Annotated in this window: 22 protein-coding genes and 5 tRNA genes; 17 read left to right on the plus strand and 10 right to left on the minus strand. The window is 39.3% G+C overall.

Features of this window, described 5'->3' with window-relative positions:
• Positions 1-157 precede the first annotated feature (157 nt).
• The gene (locus GWI58_RS09455; protein WP_237611685.1) at positions 158-526 is read left to right on the plus strand and encodes a hypothetical protein; all 369 of its coding nucleotides are present in this window, start codon (positions 158-160) and stop codon (positions 524-526) included.
• Between the two features lie 79 nt (positions 527-605).
• On the opposite strand, the gene hemF is transcribed toward GWI58_RS09455, so the two are convergent.
• Positions 606-1,514 (minus strand): oxygen-dependent coproporphyrinogen oxidase, encoded by a 909-nt coding sequence (gene hemF / locus GWI58_RS09460; protein ID WP_110229071.1) that lies wholly within the window; start codon positions 1,512-1,514, stop codon positions 606-608.
• Between the two features lie 133 nt (positions 1,515-1,647).
• On the opposite strand from hemF, the gene GWI58_RS09465 reads away from it, so the two are divergent.
• From GWI58_RS09465 to cysM, 8 genes are all read left to right on the plus strand, one after another.
• Complete coding sequence (locus GWI58_RS09465) at positions 1,648-2,085, plus strand: GNAT family acetyltransferase (RefSeq protein WP_004243811.1); 438 nt, start codon at positions 1,648-1,650, stop codon at positions 2,083-2,085.
• Positions 2,086-2,379: 294 nt separating this feature from the next.
• Positions 2,380-2,970: an RpoE-regulated lipoprotein gene (locus GWI58_RS09470; protein ID WP_161769125.1), complete on the plus strand. Its 591-nt coding sequence runs from the start codon at positions 2,380-2,382 to the stop codon at positions 2,968-2,970.
• Between the two features lie 148 nt (positions 2,971-3,118).
• Entirely contained in the window at positions 3,119-4,015 is an 897-nt protein-coding gene (locus GWI58_RS09475) for a Dyp-type peroxidase (protein WP_049203807.1), read from the plus strand.
• Positions 4,016-4,266: 251 nt separating this feature from the next.
• Entirely contained in the window at positions 4,267-5,298 is a 1,032-nt protein-coding gene (gene cysP / locus GWI58_RS09480; protein WP_004243806.1) for a thiosulfate ABC transporter substrate-binding protein CysP, read from the plus strand.
• Positions 5,298-6,131 carry a sulfate/thiosulfate ABC transporter permease CysT gene (cysT, locus tag GWI58_RS09485; protein WP_004243805.1) on the plus strand — a complete coding sequence of 278 codons (834 nt, stop codon included), beginning with the start codon at positions 5,298-5,300 and terminating at the stop codon, positions 6,129-6,131. Before cysP ends, cysT begins: the two co-directional genes overlap by 1 nt.
• Positions 6,131-6,973: a sulfate/thiosulfate ABC transporter permease CysW gene (gene cysW, locus GWI58_RS09490; protein ID WP_161769126.1), complete on the plus strand. Its 843-nt coding sequence runs from the start codon at positions 6,131-6,133 to the stop codon at positions 6,971-6,973. The genes cysT and cysW overlap by 1 nt, the downstream gene beginning before the upstream one ends.
• 19 nt (positions 6,974-6,992) lie before the next feature.
• Positions 6,993-8,081, plus strand: coding sequence for a sulfate/thiosulfate ABC transporter ATP-binding protein CysA (gene cysA, locus GWI58_RS09495; RefSeq protein ID WP_036970699.1), 1,089 nt, complete (start codon positions 6,993-6,995; stop codon positions 8,079-8,081).
• Between the two features lie 207 nt (positions 8,082-8,288).
• Complete coding sequence (cysM, locus tag GWI58_RS09500; protein WP_094959799.1) at positions 8,289-9,170, plus strand: cysteine synthase CysM; 882 nt, start codon at positions 8,289-8,291, stop codon at positions 9,168-9,170.
• A gap of 90 nt (positions 9,171-9,260) precedes the next feature.
• On the opposite strand, the gene crr is transcribed toward cysM, so the two are convergent.
• From crr to cysZ, 5 genes are all read right to left on the minus strand, one after another.
• Positions 9,261-9,770, minus strand: a complete 510-nt coding sequence (gene crr / locus GWI58_RS09505) for a PTS glucose transporter subunit IIA (protein WP_004243800.1) — start codon at positions 9,768-9,770, stop codon at positions 9,261-9,263.
• A 49-nt stretch (positions 9,771-9,819) separates the two neighbouring features.
• Positions 9,820-11,547, minus strand: coding sequence for a phosphoenolpyruvate-protein phosphotransferase PtsI (gene ptsI, locus GWI58_RS09510; protein WP_004243799.1), 1,728 nt, complete (start codon positions 11,545-11,547; stop codon positions 9,820-9,822).
• 143 nt (positions 11,548-11,690) lie between these two features.
• Positions 11,691-11,948, minus strand: coding sequence for a phosphocarrier protein Hpr (gene ptsH, locus GWI58_RS09515; protein ID WP_004243798.1), 258 nt, complete (start codon positions 11,946-11,948; stop codon positions 11,691-11,693).
• A 330-nt stretch (positions 11,949-12,278) separates the two neighbouring features.
• Complete coding sequence (cysK, locus tag GWI58_RS09520; RefSeq protein WP_004248422.1) at positions 12,279-13,232, minus strand: cysteine synthase A; 954 nt, start codon at positions 13,230-13,232, stop codon at positions 12,279-12,281.
• A gap of 148 nt (positions 13,233-13,380) precedes the next feature.
• Complete coding sequence (cysZ, locus tag GWI58_RS09525; protein WP_004248421.1) at positions 13,381-14,151, minus strand: sulfate transporter CysZ; 771 nt, start codon at positions 14,149-14,151, stop codon at positions 13,381-13,383.
• Between the two features lie 222 nt (positions 14,152-14,373).
• On the opposite strand from cysZ, the gene zipA reads away from it, so the two are divergent.
• The 4 genes from zipA to GWI58_RS09550 all read left to right on the plus strand — a co-directional run bounded on the left by zipA (position 14,374) and on the right by GWI58_RS09550 (position 19,429).
• Positions 14,374-15,429, plus strand: a complete 1,056-nt coding sequence (gene zipA / locus GWI58_RS09530; RefSeq protein WP_094959800.1) for a cell division protein ZipA — start codon at positions 14,374-14,376, stop codon at positions 15,427-15,429.
• 174 nt (positions 15,430-15,603) lie between these two features.
• Positions 15,604-17,631: an NAD-dependent DNA ligase LigA gene (ligA, locus tag GWI58_RS09540; protein WP_094959801.1), complete on the plus strand. Its 2,028-nt coding sequence runs from the start codon at positions 15,604-15,606 to the stop codon at positions 17,629-17,631.
• Positions 17,632-17,859: 228 nt separating this feature from the next.
• The gene (locus GWI58_RS09545) at positions 17,860-19,044 is read left to right on the plus strand and encodes a NupC/NupG family nucleoside CNT transporter (protein WP_004248418.1); all 1,185 of its coding nucleotides are present in this window, start codon (positions 17,860-17,862) and stop codon (positions 19,042-19,044) included.
• 163 nt (positions 19,045-19,207) lie between these two features.
• Positions 19,208-19,429 carry a DUF3820 family protein gene (locus tag GWI58_RS09550; RefSeq protein ID WP_004243788.1) on the plus strand — a complete coding sequence of 74 codons (222 nt, stop codon included), beginning with the start codon at positions 19,208-19,210 and terminating at the stop codon, positions 19,427-19,429.
• Here GWI58_RS09550 and GWI58_RS09555 read toward each other — a convergent pair.
• Positions 19,426-19,866: a MarR family winged helix-turn-helix transcriptional regulator gene (locus GWI58_RS09555; protein ID WP_004248417.1), complete on the minus strand. Its 441-nt coding sequence runs from the start codon at positions 19,864-19,866 to the stop codon at positions 19,426-19,428. The genes GWI58_RS09550 and GWI58_RS09555 overlap by 4 nt on opposite strands.
• A gap of 156 nt (positions 19,867-20,022) precedes the next feature.
• Here GWI58_RS09555 and GWI58_RS09560 point away from each other — a divergent pair, with 156 nt between their 5' ends.
• The gene (locus GWI58_RS09560; RefSeq protein ID WP_161769127.1) at positions 20,023-20,775 is read left to right on the plus strand and encodes an SDR family NAD(P)-dependent oxidoreductase; all 753 of its coding nucleotides are present in this window, start codon (positions 20,023-20,025) and stop codon (positions 20,773-20,775) included.
• A gap of 94 nt (positions 20,776-20,869) precedes the next feature.
• Here GWI58_RS09560 and GWI58_RS09565 read toward each other — a convergent pair.
• The 3 genes from GWI58_RS09565 to gltX all read right to left on the minus strand — a co-directional run bounded on the left by GWI58_RS09565 (position 20,870) and on the right by gltX (position 22,624).
• Positions 20,870-20,945, minus strand: a tRNA-Ala gene (locus GWI58_RS09565).
• A 26-nt stretch (positions 20,946-20,971) separates the two neighbouring features.
• Positions 20,972-21,047 (minus strand) — tRNA-Ala (locus GWI58_RS09570).
• Between the two features lie 158 nt (positions 21,048-21,205).
• Positions 21,206-22,624 carry a glutamate--tRNA ligase gene (gene gltX / locus GWI58_RS09575; RefSeq protein WP_161769128.1) on the minus strand — a complete coding sequence of 473 codons (1,419 nt, stop codon included), beginning with the start codon at positions 22,622-22,624 and terminating at the stop codon, positions 21,206-21,208.
• 348 nt (positions 22,625-22,972) lie between these two features.
• Here gltX and GWI58_RS09580 point away from each other — a divergent pair.
• The 3 genes from GWI58_RS09580 to GWI58_RS09590 all read left to right on the plus strand — a co-directional run bounded on the left by GWI58_RS09580 (position 22,973) and on the right by GWI58_RS09590 (position 23,282).
• Positions 22,973-23,048: transfer RNA gene (locus GWI58_RS09580), tRNA-Val, on the plus strand.
• Between the two features lie 39 nt (positions 23,049-23,087).
• Positions 23,088-23,163 (plus strand) — tRNA-Val (locus tag GWI58_RS09585).
• Positions 23,164-23,206: 43 nt separating this feature from the next.
• Positions 23,207-23,282: transfer RNA gene (locus GWI58_RS09590), tRNA-Val, on the plus strand.
• Positions 23,283-23,384 lie beyond the last annotated feature (102 nt).

Below are 23,384 nucleotides of genomic sequence, written 5' to 3' on the forward strand. Positions count from 1 at the left end.
AGTTCGTTTCACCGGACTCAGTTTTTTTATTGATTATTGATGAACTTTTCATACTTTCATAAAAGAAACCGAAACAATTTAAGCAAAAATTAATTATTTTTTTCAAAAAACAGTTAAATTGTAACTGATTACTATTCGTATTAATGAGTTTTTTACTTTGAAAAAAATAACTATGGGTTTTGCTATTTTTTTACTTTCTGGCTGTGCCACCCCAGAAAAATGGCAAGTAAATATGAAAAATCCCACACCTTTAGATATCGCTAAAAATCTATGCATGCAAGAAGCAAAACAACGCTACCCTGAGCATTATTTGAGTTCAACGCCAAATTATAGCTATCCTTCTTCTTCAACGATAACAATAGATGGTAAAGAAGTTACTATTCCTAATTCAAATTATCATTCCTATTCTCGTTATGATGCCAATGAAGCAGAGCGTAAACAGTATTTTGATATTTGTATGAGAGGAGAGGGGTGGGAAAATAAAAATAAAGTGACTGGATTACTCGCCTTTTTATTTAATGACTAATTAATAAAGCAGTAATTTTTACCAAACTAAAGCCAATTATAATAAATAAATGGCTTTAGTTTTAATGCGTGAGCAACTGCTATACCCACTCTTTGTGAATTAAAAAATCAGTATACAGCTTAGCTTCGGGAGTATTAGGTTCAGGGTGATAATCATATGCAAAGCGAACTAATGGTGGCATTGACATTAAAATGGATTCAGTACGTCCGCCACTTTGTAAACCAAATAGCGTGCCTCTATCCCAAACCAAATTAAACTCGACATAACGGCCACGGCGATAAAGTTGGAATTGGCGTTCACGCTCTCCCCAGGGTATAGATTTGCGTTTTTCGACAATCGGTAAGTAGGCATCTAGGTAGCCCTGCCCGACATGTTGTACAAATTCAAAACAGTGATCGAAATCAGGTGTATTTAAGTCATCAAAAAATAGGCCACCAACACCACGCGGCTCGTTACGATGTTTTAAATAAAAATAGTCATCACACCATTTTTTATATTGAGCATAATAATCTTGGCTAAAGGGATCACACACAGATTTAGCCACTTTATGCCAATGGATAACATCTTCTTCAAATCCATAATAAGGCGTTAAGTCAAAGCCTCCACCAAACCACCATACAGGAGCTTCTCCCTCTTTTTCAGCAATAAAAAAACGAACATTTGCATGTGAAGTAGGAATATAGGGATTAAGAGGGTGAATAACTAATGAAACGCCCATTGCTTGAAAACGACGACCGCTTAATTCAGGGCGATGAGCCGTGGCTGATGCAGGCAAGGCATCTCCATAAACATGGGAAAAATTAACACCCGCTTGTTCAAAAATAGCACCTTGGGTGAGCACTCGAGTACGACCACCACCGCCAGCTTCTCTTTGCCAATTATCTTGCTGAAAGGTTGCTTTTTGGTCTATATTTTCAATAGCATGGCAAATACTATCTTGCAACGACAAAAAAAATGATTGCACACGATGAATATCAGGTAAACTCATAATAACCTACAGTTTTTATCATATTTATTAAAAATGGAACGCGATATGACCTATGCTCTCATTTTGAAGTTGATTGATAAAGTAAACAAGGGATAATAAATTTAGTAACTTGTGAAAGATAACAGGCAAAACAATGGAAATACGTGTATTCCGTCAAGATGATTTTGAGGCAATCATTACACTTTGGGAACGTTGCGACTTGATCTCACCAGAAAATGATCCTGAAATTGATATTGAACGAAAGATTAACCACTCCCCCGATCTCTTTTTAATCGCAGAGGTTGCTGGCGAAATAGTCGGTAGTGTAATGGGAGGCTATGATGGTCATCGTGGCTCGCTTTACTATTTGGGCGTTCATCCTGAGTTTCGCGGTAGAGGAATTGCCAATGCACTAATCTCTCGGCTAGAGAAAAAACTCATTGCAAAAGGGTGTCCACAAATTACTTTAATGATCCCCGAAGAGAACGATGCCACTATTTGTATGTTTGAAAAGCTTCTCTATGAAGATCAAAATCAAGAGAATACGGCTTACACTAAACGCCTAATTATCGATCAGGACTTCGATCTTTAATTCTTCGCTAAATCCTCTTTTATTGACTGTTAAGATAATTTTAATCGGTTAATAGAGAGGATTTTCTTTTTTTGTACTTTCTTTCCTATCATGATGTTGCCTCGATAAAAAAGAACTTAACCTTGCTTATTTACTGGATAAAATCTGATATTGTCGATTTAAGGGAACAAACTTGGTTGAGTTATGGTCGTAACTAGTCTGAAGTATTCAGTTATTTTAGTTTAACGCGAGTAAAAACTTGTAGCCTTAGCATCAATTGAATTTATAACGAAAAAGTGAAATGGAGTATTTATAATGCCTAAATTTTGGTTACCCTTGTGTTTAAGCACAAGTGTCTTGCTATTAAGTGGCTGTTCATCCATGGGGGGAATGTCTTTTTCTGCACTTAATCCAATGAATTGGTTCTCAAATGAGACGTTAACGGTTTCTGCAAATGGATTAGGTAATATCACCGTTTCAACGGCAGTGACAGAGCAAGCGATCGAAAAAGAGCTGGGTAGCCGTTTCCATTACCGACAAGGAATGGAAATGCAACAAGGCAATATTATGGTTATTGTGCAAGCACTTGAAGATGAAAAAGTACAAGTGGCTTTTTATGGACAAGAAAAGGGCACAGTAGATAAAATCACGGTATCTGATCCTAATGCGAAAACAGCGTGGGGAACAACAATAGGTACACCATTTAAAGATATTTATAAAAAAGCATTTGGTATGTGCAGTAACGGGCCGAAAGTTGATAAGCAAAAAACCATTCAATGCCAATCAGAACAAGCAAAATCAGTGAGCTATGTTTTTGCTGGGCAATGGGATGGCCCTGATGGTCTAATGCCACCCGATGAAACATTAGCAAATTGGCAGGTAACACAAATTGTTTGGCAAAAATAGGTTATTTTTAAGTGTTATTAATAAAATAATTTTATATTTACCTTTTCTGCTAACAAAAATTTGTTAAATAGCAAAACCTAAAAATAAATGTTGGATATAATAAACCACATTAATTTATATGTTTTTTATTATTTATTAGGGAAGCAATATGTCTCATGCACAAAGCGGTATTTTAGTCGCACATAGTAAATTCGGTCTATTTATTGAAGCAATGGTGGTGGGGGAAATTGATCAACTACGTCAAGGCTGCCAACAATTTATACAATCCCTTAGCGAATTACAAAAACAGTATCCTGATGCTTCATTAGGTGCCGTGGTAGCTTTTGGTTCAGATCTTTGGAAAAAATTATCAGATAACAATAGTGCGCCAGAGTTAAAGCCATTTCGTCCATTAGGCAAAGGGTTAGCTCCTGCGACTCAGCGCGATATGCTTATCCATATCCAATCCATGCGTCATGATGTGAATTTCTCATTAGCGCAAGCTGCAATAGCTGCTTTTGGTAACGTGCTCCAAATAGAAGAAGAGATCCACGGTTTCCGCTGGATAGAAGAGCGTGATCTTAGTGGTTTTATTGACGGCTCAGAAAATCCAGTTGGTGATGAGCGCTATGGTGTTGCTTTAATTAATGAAGGTATTGATGCTGGTGGTAGCTATGTTTTAGTTCAACGCTATGAGCATAACCTAAAAAAATGGGCGCGTTTTAGTGAATCAGATCAAGAAAAAATGATTGGTCGTACTAAAAAAGAGAGCATTGAGTTGGATGAATCAGAACGCAATATTACCTCTCATGTATCCCGTGTTGCTATTGAAGAAAATGGTGAAGAGTTAGCGATTTTGCGTCATAGCTTACCTTATGGAACTGCTAGTGGTAAACATGGCCTCTATTTCTTAGCTTACTGTGGTCGTTTATATAATATTGAACAGCAATTACTCAGTATGTTTGGTGAAGTTGATGGTAAATATGATGATTTACTGCGTATGAGTAAACCTGTGACAGGTAGCTACTATTTCGCTCCTTCTTATGAAGTATTAGCCGCTCTGTAAGTCTTAGCGTTACACTACTATTTTGCCACGCCAGTATCATTTACTATGCTGGCGTTTTTATTTTGACGAGGTCGTTTCTCGATATCTCAATGTTGAATTATTTTCAGTTAAATCATTATGATGCTTATTTATTTGGGCAATCTCACTCTTTATCCATTTATAATAGCTATTAGTTATATCAAATAACAAAAGCTAACTACACTGTTATAAATAAAGCCGATAGAGTAACCATTAGAATAAGACTTACGCTGATGGGTACTATAATGAAGAACAAAACAATCCGAACTTTTGCATTACAGGCAACCGTTGCACTGTCTTTGGTTGCGAGTAGTTATGCAAATGCAGCTCAATTACTTAATAGCTCTTACGATATTGCTCGCGAGTTATTTACACAGCTTAATAGTGATTTTAAAACCCAATGGGATGCTCAACATCCTGATGACAAAGTCACTATCAAACAGTCGCATGCTGGCTCTTCTAAGCAAGCATTAGCCATATTACAAGGTTTACCTGCGGATGTTGTCACTTATAACCAGGTGACGGATGTACAAATTTTGCATGATAAAGGCAAGCTTATTCCTGCTGATTGGCAACAACGTCTACCTAATAATAGCTCACCTTATTATTCCACAATGGCCTATTTGGTTCGTAAAGGAAATCCTAAAAATATCACTTCTTGGCAAGATTTGACCCGTGAAGATGTCAAAGTGGTTTTCCCTAACCCAAAAACATCAGGTAACGGTCGTTATACCTATTTAGCCGCATGGGGAGCGTTTGAAAAAGCTTATGGAAATGAAGCGCAAACCCGTGATGCTATGACAAAGTTACTTAAAAATGTTGCGGTATTTGATACTGGGGGACGGGGGGCAACGACCTCATTTATTGAACGTGGACTTGGTGATGTTTTAATTAGTTTTGAGTCTGAAGTAAATAATATTCGCCAGCAATATGGTGAAGATGATTATCAAGTTATTGTCCCTCCTGTAGATATTTTAGCGGAGTTTCCTGTGGCATGGATTGATAAAAATGTGCAACGCAATAAAACAGAAACCCTCGCCAAAGCTTACCTAAATTATTTATATAGCCCGAGAGCGCAGGAGATCATCACACAATTTAACTATCGCGTAAATGATAAAGCGGTGATGGCGAAAAAAGCAGATCAATTTCCAGCTACTTCATTATTTACCATTGAAGATGTGTTTGGTGATTGGAACCAAGTGATGAAAACGCATTTTGCTACAGATGGCACGCTAGATAAATTATTATTAGAAGGACGCCAATAATGTTTGCCACAGCCAGCAAGCGAGTATTACCCGGATTTGGGCTTAGTTTAGGTAGTACGCTTTTTTATACTTGTTTGATCTTATTACTACCTATGAGTGCGCTGGTTGTGCAGTTATCTGAAATGAGTTGGGCACAATATTGGGCGGTGATAACCCACCCTCAAATCGTGGCAGCGTATAAAGTCACTTTGTTGTCAGCCGGTGTTGCAAGTATTTTTAATGCTATTTTTGGCATGTTATTAGCGTGGATCATTACGCGCTATCGTTTCCCCGGCAGAAAGTTTCTTGATGGATTAATGGATTTACCTTTTGCCTTACCTACAGCGGTAGCGGGATTAACCTTAGCAACGTTGTTTTCTACACAAGGATGGTATGGCTTGGTGTTAGATAAGTTTGATATCAAGGTGATCAATACATGGATTGGTATTGCTGTGGCGATGTCTTTTACTAGTTTGCCGTTTGTGGTCAGAACGGTGCAACCTGTTTTAGAAGAGTTAGGCCCTGAATATGAAGAAGCGGCTGAAACATTAGGGGCAAACCGTTGGCAAACGTTCCGTAAAGTTGTGTTACCTGAATTGTCTCCGGCGTTATTAGCCGGTACGGCGCTCTCTTTTACGCGTAGTTTAGGGGAATTTGGTGCTGTTATTTTTATTGCTGGCAATATTGCATGGCAGACCGAAGTGGTTTCTTTGATGATATTTATTCGATTACAGGAGTTTGATTATCCTGCAGCCAGCGCGGTCGCTTCTGTTATTTTATTGGTTTCATTAGTCTTACTGTTTTCAATTAATGGATTACAAAGCCGCTTTGGCAAGCGATTAAGGGGGCATTAATGTCGGATATAGCGCAACAACGCTCTTTTTATCGTCGCCAAATTGATTGGGTAAAATGGGGATTGATCCTTACAGGCGTTGTGTTATCCATTTTATTTTTAGTGGTGCCTATTGCGTGGATCTTTATGACTGCGTTTTCAAAAGGCATAGAAATATTTACCGACAACTTGCTAGATAGCGATATGTTACATGCTGTTTGGCTTACGCTACTTATCGCTTTAATTACTGTACCGATAAATATGTTGTTTGGTATTAGTATGGCATGGCTTGTTACGCGTTTTCGTTTTCCGGGGCGTCAGTGGTTAATGACGCTGATTGATATCCCATTTGCGGTATCTCCTGTCGTTGCGGGACTGCTCTATCTGCTTTTTTATGGTAGCAATGGTTGGGCAGGGCAGTGGTTGGAACAATTCGATATTCAGTTAATGTTCTCTTGGCCCGGTATGGTATTAGTGACGGTATTTGTCACTTGTCCTTTTGTTGTGAGAGAGCTTGTCCCGGTGATGATGAGCCAAGGAAGCCAAGAGGATGAAGCTGCTGTGTTATTAGGTGCCAGTAGTTGGAAAATGTTTTGGCGAGTGACATTACCTAATATTCGTTGGGCATTGCTCTACGGTGTGGTTTTAACAAATGCACGCGCTATAGGGGAATTTGGTGCCGTCTCTGTTGTCTCGGGTGCTATTCGTGGTGAAACCTATTCACTGCCTTTACAGGTCGAACTTTTGCACCAAGACTACAACACTGTGGGGGCTTTTACGGCAGCAGCATTACTTGCCATGATGGCAATTATTACATTAATGGTTAAAAGTGCGTTGCAATGGCATTTAGAACGTCAGCAATAACGCAAAACAGGGGCAAAATATGAGTATTGAAATTAATCATGTCACAAAATATTTTGATCGCACTGAAGTGTTGCATGACGTGAATTTAACGGTCAATTCCGGTGAGATGATGGCGCTATTGGGGCCATCAGGCTCAGGTAAAACTACTCTATTACGTATCATTGCAGGACTTGAGCATCAAACGGAAGGTAAAATCTGTTTTGCAGGGCAAGATGTCAGTCGCTTACATGCCCGCGAGCGCAAAGTTGGGTTTGTTTTCCAACACTATGCACTGTTTCGCCATATGACGGTATTTGAAAATATTGCCTTTGGCTTAAGCGTATTACCACGTCGCGAACGTCCTAACAAAGCCGCGATTGATAAAAAAGTCACGCAATTATTAGAGATGATCCAACTGCCTCATTTAGCACAGCGTTATCCTGCACAACTTTCAGGGGGGCAAAAACAGCGCGTAGCTTTAGCGAGAGCATTGGCTGTAGAGCCGCAAATTTTATTACTCGATGAGCCTTTTGGTGCGTTAGATGCCAAAGTGAGAACTGAATTACGCAGTTGGCTACGGGAATTACATAGTGAGCTTAAATTTACCAGTGTTTTTGTCACCCATGATCAACAAGAAGCAATGGAAGTCGCTGATCGCATCGTTATTATGGGAAATGGCAAAATCGAACAAGTGGGTACACCGCAACAAGTTTGGCACACGCCTGAAAGTCGCTTTGTTTTAGAATTTCTCGGTGATGTTAATCATCTCCAAGGTGAAATTAATGGTGCGCAATTACAAATTGCTGGCTATCACTTACCTTTATCGGTTACGCCGCTCTATCAAGGCAAAGTTGATGTTTTTTTGCGCCCTTGGGAAATTTCACTTAACCCGCATAGTGATAGCTTATGTAAACTTCCCGTCAAAGTAATAGAAGTGACTCCTAAAGGACACTATTGGCAATTGGTTTTACAGCCTATTGAGTGGGGAAATACGCCAATTAGCGCGGTATGGAATGATATGACATCAATACCCCATAAAGGTGATATTTACTATATGGGTGGTGCAAAAGCGCGGTTATATGCACAAGATCGTCCCTTAACAACAGTTTCACTGGCATACACAGCTTAAAAAAATAGCATTATTCTTTTATTACAGTTAATGACTGCCCATGCAGATTTTTTTTGCATGGGTATTTTGGCTATTGAGTAAAACTAACTATACAGGCTATAACACGAAAAAGAATAAAATCTATTAAAAAATGTTAATTTTATTGCGTTAATAAGTTAAATATGATTTCTTCATTAATACAAACAAATAAATGATCAGGGATTTATTGTGGCAGGCTTAGTACAATTTATTGGTAATACACCATTGGTCAAATTACAACGACTTTCACAAGGATTAGATGCAGAAATATGGGTTAAGCTTGAAGGCAATAATCCGGCGGGTTCTGTGAAAGATAGAGCCGCGTTATCGATGATTGAGCAAGCTGAATTACGCGGTGAAATTAAACCTGGCGATACATTAATTGAGGCAACCAGTGGTAATACAGGGATTGCTTTAGCGATGATAGCGGCAGTAAAAGGTTATCGACTAAAATTATTAATGCCGGAAAATATGAGTAAAGAGCGTCAAGCATCCATGCAAGCGTATGGCGCCGAGCTTATTTTGGTTAGCCGTGAAATTGGTATGGAAGGGGCGAGAGATTTAGCGCAAGAAATGGAGCGTAAAGGTGAAGGGAAGGTATTAGATCAGTTTAATAACCCCGATAACCCTCGAGCGCATTTTACTTCAACTGGCCCTGAAATTTGGCAACAGACTCAAGGGCGTATTACCCATTTTGTTTCTAGCATGGGAACAACAGGTACGATAACTGGGGTGGGGAGTTACCTAAAAACGCAATCGGACACAGTAAAAATTGTCGGTTTACAACCGGAAGAAAAAAGTCAAATTCCGGGTATTCGTCGTTGGTCTCCAGCCTATTTACCCGGTATTTTTCGAAAAGAGTTGGTTGATAGTGTTATAGATATGTCCCAAACAGAAGCAGAACAAACCATGCGCCTATTAGCGAGTAAAGAAGGTATATTCTGTGGCGTTAGTTCTGGGGGAGCCGTAGCTGGTGCAATACGCGTTGCTAAAGAGAACCCAGGGGCTGTGATTGTGGCTATTATTTGTGATAGAGGCGATCGCTATTTATCAACTGGGGTGTTTGGTTGAGTTTTCTGCGCTCGTTAAAGCTTATTCGTTTGCATATAAAAACCGCCACAGAGGAAATGTGGCGGTTTAAAAGTGAGAACAGATTAAAAATTATTTTTTGATCTGCATTACAACGGTTTCACCAACAGTTACTGGGCCTGTCATTTTAGTTAAACCTTGGATTTCATCCATATTAGAAATCACAACCGGTGTTAATACCGATTTTGCTTTTTCTTCTAATACCGCTAAATCAAATTCTAAAACAGTATCACCGACTTTAACTTGTTGACCTTCTTCAGCGATACGTTTAAATCCTTCACCTTTTAGTTCAACTGTGTCGATACCGAAGTGGACAAATAATTCGATACCGTTGTCAGACTCAATAGAGAAAGCATGGTTAGTCTCGAAAATTTTACCGATAGTACCATCAACTGGTGCAACAATTTTATGACCAGCAGGTTTGATAGCAATACCGTCACCTACAATTTTTTCAGCGAAAACAACATCAGGAACATCTTCGATATTGACGATTTCACCAGAAAGTGGTGCAACAATATCAATCGTGCCACTGCCTTTCTTTTCCTCTGAAACCAGTGATTTTAATTTATCAAACAGACCCATGAATCTTCTCCTAATTATTTTAGTTGGGACCGGGCTCTGGCTAACGTTATTAGCACAGTGTTTTTTCTTTAGTAAAAGTTTCTACTAAGTCCATTAATTCCTTTGCAGTCGGCTGAGCAAGTGCTTGCTCTGCCAGTGCTTTTGCATCATCAAAATTTGCGTTACGAATAATTTTTTTGATGCGAGGAATTGATATAGCACTCATACTAAACTCATCTAATCCCATGCCCAGAAGCAACATTGTTGCCCGTTCATCCCCGGCAAGCTCACCACACATTCCAGTCCATTTACCTTCAGCGTGTGATGCATCAATCACCTGTTTAATCAGATTAAGTACAGCAGGTGACATTGGATTATATAGATGAGATATCAGCTCATTTCCACGGTCTACAGCCAGAGTATATTGTGTTAGATCGTTAGTCCCAATACTGAAAAAGTCAACTTCTTTTGCCATATGGCGAGCCATAACAGCCGCTGCTGGCGTTTCAACCATAACACCGACTTCGATAGATTCATCAAAAGGCTTATTTTCTTCACGAAGCTGGCTTTTCAGTATTTCAAGTTCCGCTTTCAATGCTCGGATCTCTTCAACAGAGATAATCATTGGAAACATAATACGTAGTTTACCAAAAGCAGACGCTCTTAAGATAGCACGTAATTGTGGATGAAGGATCTCTTTGCGGTCAAGACAAATACGAATTGCACGCCAACCTAAGAATGGATTCTCTTCTTTCGGTAAATTCATGTAAGGTAAGTCTTTATCGCCACCAATATCCATAGTACGGATAATGACCGCAGGACTGCCTACAGCTTCAGCCACAGCTTTATAAGCTTGGAATTGCTCTTCTTCTGTTGGTAAGGAATCTCTATCCATAAATAGGAATTCAGTACGATAGAGTCCAACACCTTCCGCACCATTACGCTCAGCACCTGCGACATCACGTACAGTACCTATATTAGCGCAAACTTCAACTTGATGCCCATCAAGGGTAATTGCTGGTAAATCTTTTAGTTTTGCCAGCTCTTCTTTTTCATGTAGGTACTCTTCTTTGATAGCCTTTAATGCTTCGAGCTCTTCATCAGAAGGATTAATAATGATTTTATTGTTAATCGCATCAAGAACCAGATAATCTTCTTTTTTAATGGTTTCTGTTGCATTAGATGTGCCAACAATCGCTGGGATCTCTAAAGAGCGTGCCATGATAGAGGTGTGCGATGTTCTGCCCCCTAAGTCAGTGATAAAGCCTAACACATTGTCTAAGCTAAGCTGCGCTGTTTCTGATGGCGTTAAATCTGTAGCAACTAAAATCACTTTTTCAGAAATAGCACTTAAATCGATAATTGGCATCTCTAAGATATTACGCATTAAGCGCTTACCAATATCACGAACGTCAGCCGCACGCTCTTTTAAGTACTCATCATCTAAGGCTTCTAATGCGGTTGCCTGATCTTCAATAACAGATTGAACCGCTGCTTCTGCGGTTTTCTTGTCACTTTTGATGAGGGATATGATCTCTTGTTCGAGTTCCTCATCTTCTAATAACATAATATGGCCTTCAAAAATCTCAGCTTTATCGGCACCAAGATTTTTTTCAGCACGGGCTTTAATGATTTCTAGTTGTTGCGCTGATTTATTACGACCATCTTTAAAACGTTCGATTTGGGTGTCAACTTCGTCACTTTGGATTTTACGTTGGCTAATAATAATAGGTTCTTCTTTAAGTAGAAGAGCTTGACCAAATGCGATACCCGGTGAAGCTAAAATTCCTGAAATCATAATTTATCCTACGACTTGCTGGTGATAATTTTAAAAAAATAGGATCAAGAGACACTGCTGTTTTAAAATCATCGAGTTATAAATTCCCCTGAGCGATTTTCAGGGGAAAATAGGACGTTAATGAATAGCGAAAGGTAACTGGATTACTCTAACTCAGCCATTAACTTAACTAAATGTTCTACTGCTTGTTTTTCATCTTCGCCTTCAGCAGAAATAGTGACTACAGTACCTTGGGTTAATCCTAAAGTTTGTAATTTGAATAAGCTCTTCGCGCTGGCTGATTTACCACCAGAAATAAGACTAATATCAGAAGAGAAAGTTTTAGCCTCTTTTACTAACTGTGCTGCAGGACGAGTATGTAAGCCGTTTGGTGCTGTAATAGTAACTTCTTGCTGGTACATAGGATTTTTTCCTTTTATAACTCAATTATTCACATTAAGTCAGGACTTAGTAAGTGTAGATGAAATTGTCCTGCTTTGCGTAGCAATATCAGATAATATAAGCCATGTTACGTTATCCGATAAAAATAGTCCCCAGAAATTGAAAGCAGTGCTGTTTTTATCACTTGCCTATTTTCTGATTAATTTCGACCTTCGAAATAATTACTTGATTAAATACTAAACTCGACAGAATAAATCACCTATCTGGATAACAAAGTTTGATCTCTACCACAAAAAAAGCACCCTGAAGGTGCTTTTTTAATAAATATTTTACATTTTAGGTGACGCGATTTAGCTGTCAGAGATATCAGCAAAAAGTGGGGTGCTGAGATAACGTTCACCTGAAGAAGGTAAAATCACTACGATTTCTTTATTAGCAAATTCTGGCTCTTTAGCTAATTTCACTGCAGCCGCAATTGCCGCACCGGATGAAATACCCGCTAAAATACCTTCTTTGGTCATAACGTCACGAGCTGTTTCAAATGCTTCTTCGTTAGTAATTTGGATCACGCGATCTAATAGTGATAACTCTAAGTTTTCAGGGATAAAACCTGCACCAATACCTTGGATTTTATGTGGACCAGGCTTAATTTCTTCACCTGCTAATGCTTGGCTAATAACAGGAGAATCTTTAGGTTCTACCGCAACCATAGTGACAGCTTTACCTTGAGTATTTTTCAAATAGCGACCAATACCCGTGATGGTACCACCCGTTCCGACACCTGCGATAACTACATCAACTTTGCCATCAGTGTCATTCCAAATTTCAGGGCCTGTGGTTTTCTCATGAATTTCTGGGTTTGCTGGATTACTAAATTGTTGTAGTAGAAGGTAACGGCTAGGATCGCTATCACGAATTTCGTTCGCTTTATCAATCGCTCCCTTCATACCTTTAGCGCCTTCAGTTAACACAAGGTTAGCGCCTAATGCTTTTAATAACTTACGGCGCTCAATACTCATGGTATCAGGCATAGTCAGTGTCAGTTTGTAGCCACGTGCGGCAGCTACATAAGCCAAGGCAATCCCAGTATTACCACTGGTTGGCTCAACTAGCTCTACGCCGGGTTTCAGGATACCTTTTTTTTCTGCATCCCAAATCATATTTGCACCGATACGGCATTTTACACTAAAGCTTGGATTACGAGATTCTACTTTAGCTAAGATATTGCCATTACCGAAATGTTTTAAACGAACTAGGGGGGTATGGCCAATAGTTTGCGAGTTATCTTCGAAAATTTTGCTCATTTTTATCCTCGGTACATGATTTTTTATAAGGTCAGATGAAATTACCATACGCTATCAAGCAAAAGATGGAAATAAGCTTTATGAATATCCTTATAACTTTTTTTACTTTTTATTCCAAAAGATTCTAATCACAATGAAACCCGTGGTATTACCACTGGCCTGCTTGTACATGTTGATGACGATATCGATCACACCACATGGCAGTGGCACCACAAATTGCAACCGGCATAATGACTAGGTTTAAGATTGGGATCATAGTGAAGATATTAATTACCATACCAAATTGTAAATTGTTCCATTTGTCTTTTTTCAGCGTTGATTTCATATTGGCGAAAGAGACTTTATGGTTATCGAACGGAAAGTCGTTATATTGGATTGCCATCATCCAAGCGCCAAATATAAACCAAAGAATTGGGGCGACAGTTTGTCCAACAACGGGAACAAAATAGAGCAATAACAATACAATGGCTCTTGGCAAATAATAAACAACCTTGATGATTTCTCGTTTTAAAATACGTGGAATATCTTTTGTAATACCTAATAAGCCGGTATCCGGAGGATTAATACCCGTTATTTGACCTTCTAATTTTTCCGCTAATAATCCATTAAAAGGCGAAGCGATAATATTGGCTATGGTGCTAAAGAAATAGGTAAAGACCAGCAAAATAAAAATAACTGACAGTGGCCAGATAACATAGCTTAACCACTGCAGCCAATCAGGGACTTTTTCCATCATCCAATTGACCATTTCACCAATCTGGCCATATAACCACCAAAAGGCACTACCGAGAATAATAATATTGGCAAGTAAGGGTAAAATAACAAAACGTTTTAGACCCGGGCGAGTAATTAATCGCCACCCAAGTGCAAAATAGTGAAATCCATTTAAATTTTTGGTCGATTCTGTCAAATTTGTCATACTTCCTATTCTCTCCTATAAGGGCAAGCTAGTATCATATAGAGAGATAATCAGCCTTACTAGTGATAAATTGTCTAAAAAATGCGCATAAGGTATTGAAGAGTGTATCTTTGTGACAAGAAAATTAAGTATTGGCTTGCACTTATAAGCATTGGCAAATACTCTTAGTAAAAGTAATATTCGCCATTGTGGCTATTAAACCTCAAGACAACAGAGATAGAAATGATGCAGCAAAATTTGCGTCTGATATTAATCGTTGTTGGTGCGATTTTAATCATAGCTTTGTTATTACACGGCTTATGGATTGGTCGAAAAGAGCGTTCTAAGCTTTTCCGTAATCGCCCAGTAAAACGTCAGAAACAGAATTATCAGTCAGATGAGAACGATGATGAACCCCAGTATACTGAGGCAAATCATCAGATGTCGTCTTTAACTTCAACGCAGGAGGCTCAAAGTGTGCCACCGGTTAAATCGGAGCCAACACTTGCGCCACAATCCTCAGTTGCAGATAAAGATCCACTTATGTCTGGAACACCAGCACAGGGACATTCTAACGATACTTCATTACAACGAGAGCCTAGTCTTGGTGTTTTTGATGTTATTGAACAAAATAATGACTCTGCGCCTCAGCAAAAAGAACCGATACCCGAAGTAGAGGTAAACCATGCTGATGTAAAAGAAGGTGATATTAGTGAGACAAAACTTGCCGATGTAGAGCCGATACCAGTATCGTCGAACTCTGTTGCTAGTGATGAAATACATACCACTGATACAGATAGGCCATTGGATGCTGAAACCTCATCTGATGTGAAACAAGCTGAGCAAGCTTTATCCGGAACAGAAGAGCCAAAAGCAGAAGAAGAGCTGGTATTAGTATTAAATGTCAGCGCTCATCATGGTCAAATGCTTGACGGTGAGGTGTTAATGCAGAGCATTATTCAAGCGGGTTTCCAGTTTGGTGCGATGAATATTTTCCATCGACATCTTAACCCGACGGGTAATGGCCCTGTATTGTTTAGTCTTGCCAATATGGTAAAACCGGGTACTTTCAATATTGATACGATGGCTGAATTAACCACGCCTGGCGTATCCATGTTTATGATGGTGCCATCTTATGGTGATGCTAATCAAAACTTTAAATTGATGTTGCAAGCAGCTCAGCGTATTGCCTCTGATGTGGGCGGTGTTGTGCTTGATGAAGAGCGCAAACTGTTAACACCACAAAAAATTGAACTTTATAAATCTAGAATTCGTAGAACGCTAGATTTACATCAATAGTCTTTTTATCAAAAGCTCGCTTGCGGTGCTAGGTTGGATAGATTTAAAGAAATCAGGAAAATTAATGACTTGATTTTCGGCTGATAATACAAAGTGGGGAAACTTGGTTTTTCTCACATTGCCAACAACCTCAGCCCCCGCTTGCGGGGGCTTTTCTTTCTTTGGTGATACCTCATGAATCAAAATATTCAACAACAAATTGATGAACTTCGCGTTACACTACGTCACCATGAATATCTCTATCATGTCATGGACGCACCTGAAATTCCTGATGCTGAATACGATCGCTTAATGAATAAGCTAAAAGCATTAGAAGCCGAACATCCTGAACTCATTACCCCAGATTCTCCTACTCAACGGGTAGGGGCATTACCTTTAACTACTTTTGAGCAAGTTAGACATGAAATTCCAATGCTCTCTTTAGATAATGCTTTTGATGAAACAACCTATTTAGCATTTGATAAGCGTTTACGTGATCGTCTGAAAAATAACGAAGAGATCACTTTTTGTTGCGAATTAAAATTAGATGGACTTGCGGTAAGTCTACTGTATGAAAATGGTCGCTTAGTCCAAGCTGCAACCCGTGGTGATGGTACCACTGGAGAAAATATTACTGAGAATGTCAGAACCATTAAAGCCATCCCTTTACGTTTATATGGCGATAATATCCCCGCACGAATTGAAATTCGTGGAGAAGTCTTTATGACTGAAAAAGGGTTTGAGCATTTAAATGAAGAAGCTCGACGCACCGGGGGAAAAGTATTTGCTAATCCTCGTAATGCAGCAGCGGGTTCATTACGTCAGTTAGATCCTCGTATTACAGCCAAGCGCCCTTTGACTTTCTTTTGTTATGGTGTTGGCGTGCTTGAAGGCGGTGAATTACCGACTAGCCATTATGCGCGTTTACAGCAATTTAAAAAATGGGGATTACCTGTTAGTGATGCTGTTAAATTATGCACTGGAACTAAAGCCGTACTTGATTTTTACCATCATGTAGCAGAAATTCGTCCTAACCTAGGCTTTGATATTGATGGTGTGGTTATCAAAGTGGATGATATTGCACTACAAGAAGAGTTAGGATTTGTATCTCGAGCTCCCCGTTGGGCGATTGCTTACAAATTCCAAGCCCAAGAGCAGATGACGGTAATTAAAGATGTTGAATTTCAAGTGGGGCGTACAGGGGCGATTACGCCTGTTGCTCGTTTAGATCCCGTACAAGTGGCAGGGGTAATAGTCAGTAATGCCACACTTCATAATGCTGATGAAATTGAACGTTTAGGATTACGCATTGGTGATACGGTGGTTATTCGCCGTGCAGGCGATGTTATTCCTCAGGTTGTGAGTGTGATTGAAGAAAAACGCCCTGAGAATGCACAAGAAATTGTTTTTCCAACCCAATGCCCCATTTGTCAATCTGATATTGAGCGTATAGAAGGTGAGGCTGTTGCCCGCTGCACGGGGGGATTAATTTGCGCAGCGCAACGTAAAGAGGCGCTTAAACATTTCGTTTCTCGTCGTGCGATGGATGTTGACGGCATGGGAGATAAAATTATCGACCAATTGGTTGAAAAAGAGTATGTCAAAACACCGGCTGATTTATTCCGTTTAGATGAAAAGATCTTATCTGGTTTAGAACGTATGGGGGAGAAATCAGCCAAAAAACTGCTTAATGCATTAGAAAAAGCAAAATCAACCACTTTTGCCCGTTTTATCTATGCCCTTGGTATTCGTGAAGTAGGAGAAGCAACGGCCAATGGATTAACCGCTCATTTTGTTTCATTAGAGGCATTACGTGAAGCAAATATTGAAGCCTTAAAGGCAGTTCCTGATGTGGGTGATATTGTTGCAAAGCATGTGGTTAATTTTTTCCAAGAAGAACATAATAAAAATGTGATTGATCAACTTGTTAATGACATTGGCATTACTTGGCCGGCACCGGTTGTGGCTACTCATGAAGCAGGTGATAATCCTTTTGCTGGTAAAACAGTCGTGCTGACAGGCTCTCTTTCTCAATTAACGCGAGATGAAGCAAAAGATAGATTAGTTGCACTTGGTGCAAAAGTGAGTGGTAGCGTTTCGAAAAAGACAGATATGGTCATTGCTGGTGAAGCGGCGGGTTCTAAATTAGCCAAAGCAAATGAATTAGGTATTACTGTTATTGATGAAGACGAAATGATCCGCTTGCTTGATCAATCTAAATAATCGTTTACAATAATCTTAGATGCTATTGAGAGCAGTTCTCAGTAGCATCTTTAACTTAAGCTAAATTCACATTTTGTGTTACTTAAGTTACTCCTAAAGTGTGATCAACCTATCTTATTTAATAAATAGTGTGTATATGGTTTCACTGTATTGTGACAATAATCACATCGTAATGTTACGCGTTACATAAAATGCTCCCCAAGATTTATTTTTATTTTTGGAGCATGCATGTCTTCTATCATTCACTTTGTTTTGGCTCTCGCAGTTATTGGTGCATTAGCATTTATTGCAAGTAATAACCGCAAAGGGATCCGTCTGCGTTATATTGTGCAGTTATTAATTATTGAAATCGCATTGGCATGGTTCTTCCTCAATTCTGATATTGGTGAAGGCTTTGTCCGTGGTTTCGCTGGGCTATTTGATCACTTATTAGGTTATGCCGCACAAGGTACTGAGTTCGTCTTCGGTGGTATGATGAAAGGTGGTCTAGCATTCTTCTTCTTGAATGTATTATGTCCTATCATCTTTATTTCTGCATTAATTGGTATTTTGCAACATATCAAAGTATTGCCTTTCGTGATCCGCATTATCGGTACAGTGCTGTCCAAAGTGAACGGTATGGGGAAACTAGAATCGTTTAATGCGGTTAGCTCCTTAGTACTTGGCCAATCTGAGAACTTTATCGCTTATAAAGATGTATTGGGCAAAATGTCTCAGCGCCGTATGTACACTATGGCGGCGACAGCGATGTCTACGGTATCAATGTCAATTGTTGGTGCTTATATGACTATGCTTGATCCTAAATACGTTGTTGCTGCACTGGTTCTGAATATGTTCAGTACTTTCGTTATCCTATCAGTGATTAACCCATATTCTGTTGAAAATGAAGAAGATATCCAGATGGGTAATCTGCATGAAGGTCAAAGCTTCTTCGAAATGTTAGGTGAATATATCTTAGCTGGTTTCAAAGTTGCTTTAATCGTTGCGGCAATGTTGATTGGTTTTATCGCATTAATTGCTGCGGTAAACGCTATCTTTAGTATGATTTTCGGTATTAGTTTCCAAGATTGCTTAGGTTATGTGTTCTATCCATTAGCATGGGTGATTGGTATACCTGAACAAGATGCATTACGTGTAGGTAGTGTGATGGCAACTAAATTAGTCTCTAATGAATTCGTCGCGATGGGAAGCTTGCAAGATCTGGCTGCTGAATTAACACCTCGCTCTGTTGGGATCTTATCTGTCTTCTTAGTCTCATTTGCTAACTTCTCTTCTATCGGTATTGTTGCAGGGGCTATTAAAGGTCTGAACGAAATGCAAGGTAATGTGGTTTCTCGTTTTGGTCTTAAATTACTATTTGGTTCTACGCTAGTTAGCTTCTTATCTGCTGCTATCACAGGCCTGTTTGTTTAATCATTGAGATAAGACAGATAGCATGTGAAATAAATAACAATGTAAGATGGATAACTTAGTTATCATGTAACATAAATCAAGCAGTACCCGTCGGTACTGCTTTTTTTATCGTTAAATTACCTTATAATCCTTATCATTCCTTCTCGATAAAGCGATAGAAATCATGCTAGAAAAACAGCATCTTATTGATATAGCCAACACACAAATGCCATTTGGCAAATATAAAGGGCGAATGCTGGTGGATTTACCTGAAGAGTATTTATTGTGGTTTGCCAAGAAAGGCACTTTCCCTGAAGGAAAGCTAGGGCAACTAATGGAAATGACCCTAGCAATTAAAATTGATGGCTTAGAAGGGTTACTAAAACCATTAAAGCAGTCGCGTTAATCAGGCTCTGTAGGTAACTTATCCGCTATTAGTGCGTTAATAACTTTATGACTCAATTCAATAAACATAGCTTGTTCTGCAGGTGTTAATTGCGCTTGTAGCTTCTGTGCGTTCTGTTTTCGGCCTAAAGCGGCCCTTGCTAAAAAAGCTTTACCTTCATCTGTTAAATGCGTAATTAATTCACGTTTATCTTTCTTAGAACGATCCTGAGCAATAAAACCTAATGATTTTAATCCTCGCATAAACTTAGATAAATTTTGGCGTGAGATAGCTAAAATTTCACAAAGTTGAGAGGGCGTTAAATCACCGCGTAAACGCAATAATTCTAAAATATCATATTGTCCCCAAGTTACTTGCTCTGGTGTATAACGGGTGCGCTGTGCAACCAGAGTACACTGTAAAAGCGATAGGGCGTTTTCTAGCTCAAGTTGCTCCATTAGTACCTACATTTTTCTATCAAATTAATTGAAGTTAATAATAACAGCTCATTTTAACTGAAGAAAATTTATATTGATTAACTTTAGTTAATCAAATATCCTGTTCAATATGATTAACTAAAGTTAATTACTTGGGCTCAGTGAACTGAGGTGAATATGAGTTATTTTGACGGCAAAACGGTGTTAGTCACTGGGGCTGCAACAGGAGTAGGGGAAGGCGTTGCCCAACGATTATATCAAGCGGGTGCAACAGTCTTTATAAGTGGACGACAATTAGAACAGGTGAAAAAAACTGCTTACACAATCGATCCTACAGGTGAAAAAGTCATAGCATTACAAGCAGATATGACATCACCTGAGCAAGTTAAAAGCATGTTTGAAACAATATTAGCACAAACTGGCGCATTACATGGATTAGTGAATAATGCAGGTATTACAGGTCCGCATAATACATCGATTGTTGATTATAATATTGATGATTGGAAAGCGGTTATGGATACCGATATTAACGGCGTATTTTACGGATTGAAATATGGTATTCCAGCCTTACTAAGAAGTGGTGGAGGGAGTATCGTTAATTTATCTTCGACAAATGGTATTGTCGGTATTGCCGGAATTTCTGCTTATACTGCAGCCAAACATGCTGTGTTAGGGATCACCCGTTCAGCCGCCTTGGAATTTGCACAGCAAGGTATACGTGTGAATGCAATAGGGCCTGGGTATGTAGACACACCGCGAATGCAACAGTTACCGAATGAAGTCCGTCAATGGATGGCATCAACACATCCCATGAAGCGAATGGCAACGCGAAAAGAAGTGGCTAATATGGTGGCCTTTTTACTTTCAGATGAGAGTAGTTTTTCAACAGGCGCTTTTTATGCGGTAGATGGGGGATATACTGCGCAGTAGTTTTATCTTTGCGGAGAGTGTGAATTACTAATTAAGTGAATACATTGGTGAAAATAAAAAATCCTGAAGATTTCTCTTCAGGATCTTAAGATTCTGGTGGAGCTAAGCGGGATCGAACCGCTGACCTCTTGCATGCCATGCAAGCGCTCTCCCAACTGAGCTATAACCCCACATAATGGATTGTTCAAAAGTATATTGGTGGAGCTAAGCGGGATCGAACCGCTGACCTCTTGCATGCCATGCAAGCGCTCTCCCAGCTGAGCTATAGCCCCAACATACTGGAACGGGCTTGATAATAGGCAACAAGCACAATGCTGTCAATCACTTAATCTCACATTATTTATTGATTGATGAAAAAGAATACAAAAAAAGAGTCGCCGCTTAAAAATAAGTGACGACTCTTCGTTGTGAAATAAGATAATCAGCTCAATTAAGCTTGATTTTCTCTGTCAGTAATAAAATCTAATGCTTTATTAATACGAGCGATGCTACGAGCTTTACCAATAGCATGAACAGTAACATCTAGTGCAGGAGATTGACCCGCACCTGTGACAGCAACACGTAGAGGCATACCGACTTTACCCATACCAACTTCTAATTCTTCAGCGGTTTCTTGGATTGCTTTATGTACATTTTCCGCTGTCCAATCAGTAATTGCTGATAATTTATCACGAACTACTTCTAATGGTTGACGAGCGACAGGACGTAAGTGTTTTTTCGCCGCGGTTTCTTCGAAACTATCAAAGTCAACATAAAAGTAGTGACAACTTTCCGCCATCTCTTTTAATGTTTTGCAACGCTCGCCGAGTAATTTAATCAATTCAACCAGTGATGGGCCATTACTAGTATCAATATTTTGTTGTTTGATATGCCAATCTAGGTGTACGGCTACTTGTTCAGCAGGTAAGGTATTAATATAGTGATGGTTTAACCAAAGTAATTTGTCAGTATTAAACGCACTTGCTGATTTACTAATAGCTTCTAAAGTGAAATCTTTAATCATTTCATCGATGCTAAAGATCTCTTGGTCGCCATGAGACCAACCTAAACGTACTAAGTAGTTTAATAACGCTTCTGGTAAATAACCGTCATCACGATATTGCATTACACTTACTGCGTTATAGCGTTTAGATAATTTTTTACCATCATCACCTAAGATCATGGATACGTGTGCATATTCAGGTACTGGAGCACCAAGTGCTTTTAATATATTGATCTGACGTGGGGTATTATTGATATGATCTTCACCACGAATAACGTGTGTAATTTCCATATCCCAGTCATCAATCACTACACAGAAATTATAGGTAGGTGAACCATCAGTACGACGGATAATTAAGTCATCAAGCTCTTGGTTGCTAAACTCAATCGGGCCACGAATTTTGTCATCAAAAATCACAGACCCTTCTTGAGGATTTAAAAAACGAACTACATGGGGTTCATCTGGGGTATGGTTGTGATCACCGTGACGGCAACAACCATCGTAGCGAGGTTTCTCACCTTTCGCCATTTGATCTTCACGTAGTTTCTCTAAACGCTCTTTAGAACAATAACAACGATAAGCAGTACCTGCTTCTAACATTTGATCGATAACTTGATTATAACGATCAAAGCGTTTGGTTTGATAGTAAGGACCTTCATCCCAGTTTAGATTTAACCAATTCATACCGTCCATAATTGCATCAATGGCAGGTTGAGTAGAACGTTCTAAATCGGTGTCTTCAATACGAAGTACAAACTCACCCTTGTTGTGACGGCTAAATAACCAGGAATACAGTGCAGTACGAGCACCACCAACATGTAGATAGCCTGTAGGACTTGGTGCAAAACGGGTTTTTATTTTACTCATTGAGATTGCCTTAGTACGTTTTACTTATATTCTTTCTTATATAAGGAGCCAAAAATAGAAGATAAGTAACCGTGATTATCAAAAAAACGAAATTGTTGCTTTATTTTATCACTGGATGCTAATTCCTCAATGGCATTAAGCTTTTAACCTGCAGAAAAATTTCAAATAGGTTATTTTTTGTTTGACGAAGTAACAACAACGGATTATTTTGGTTAATTGCTGTGTCAGTTATGGTGCTAAAAAAAGCATCTTGACTAAAAATAAAACGAACGATCATTTTTACGATAAAAAACCGATAAAAATCGTTGACTCATAGCGCAGTATCCCTATAATGCACCCCATCACGACGGGCGGTTAGCTCAGTTGGTAGAGCATCTCCCTTACAAGGAGGAGGTCGTTGGTTCGAGCCCAATACCGCCCACCATTATTATTTGTTGTGATAGTTGTATTATTTAATGTAATTGGGCGGTTAGCTCAGTTGGTAGAGCATCTCCCTTACAAGGAGGAGGTCGTTGGTTCGAGCCCAATACCGCCCACCAATTACATTAAAGCGTGGTAATGAGAATTTAGTCATTATGAAGTGGGCGGTTAGCTCAGTTGGTAGAGCATCTCCCTTACAAGGAGGAGGTCGTTGGTTCGAGCCCAATACCGCCCACCACTTCATCCGGTTATTTTACGCAATATCACACAGTTAGGTATGGGTCGTTAGCTCAGTCGGTAGAGCAGTTGACTTTTAATCAATTGGTCGGGCGTTCGAGTC

It is taken from the genome of Proteus sp. G2674 (assembly GCF_009915195.1).
Classification (GTDB): domain Bacteria; phylum Pseudomonadota; class Gammaproteobacteria; order Enterobacterales; family Enterobacteriaceae; genus Proteus; species Proteus mirabilis.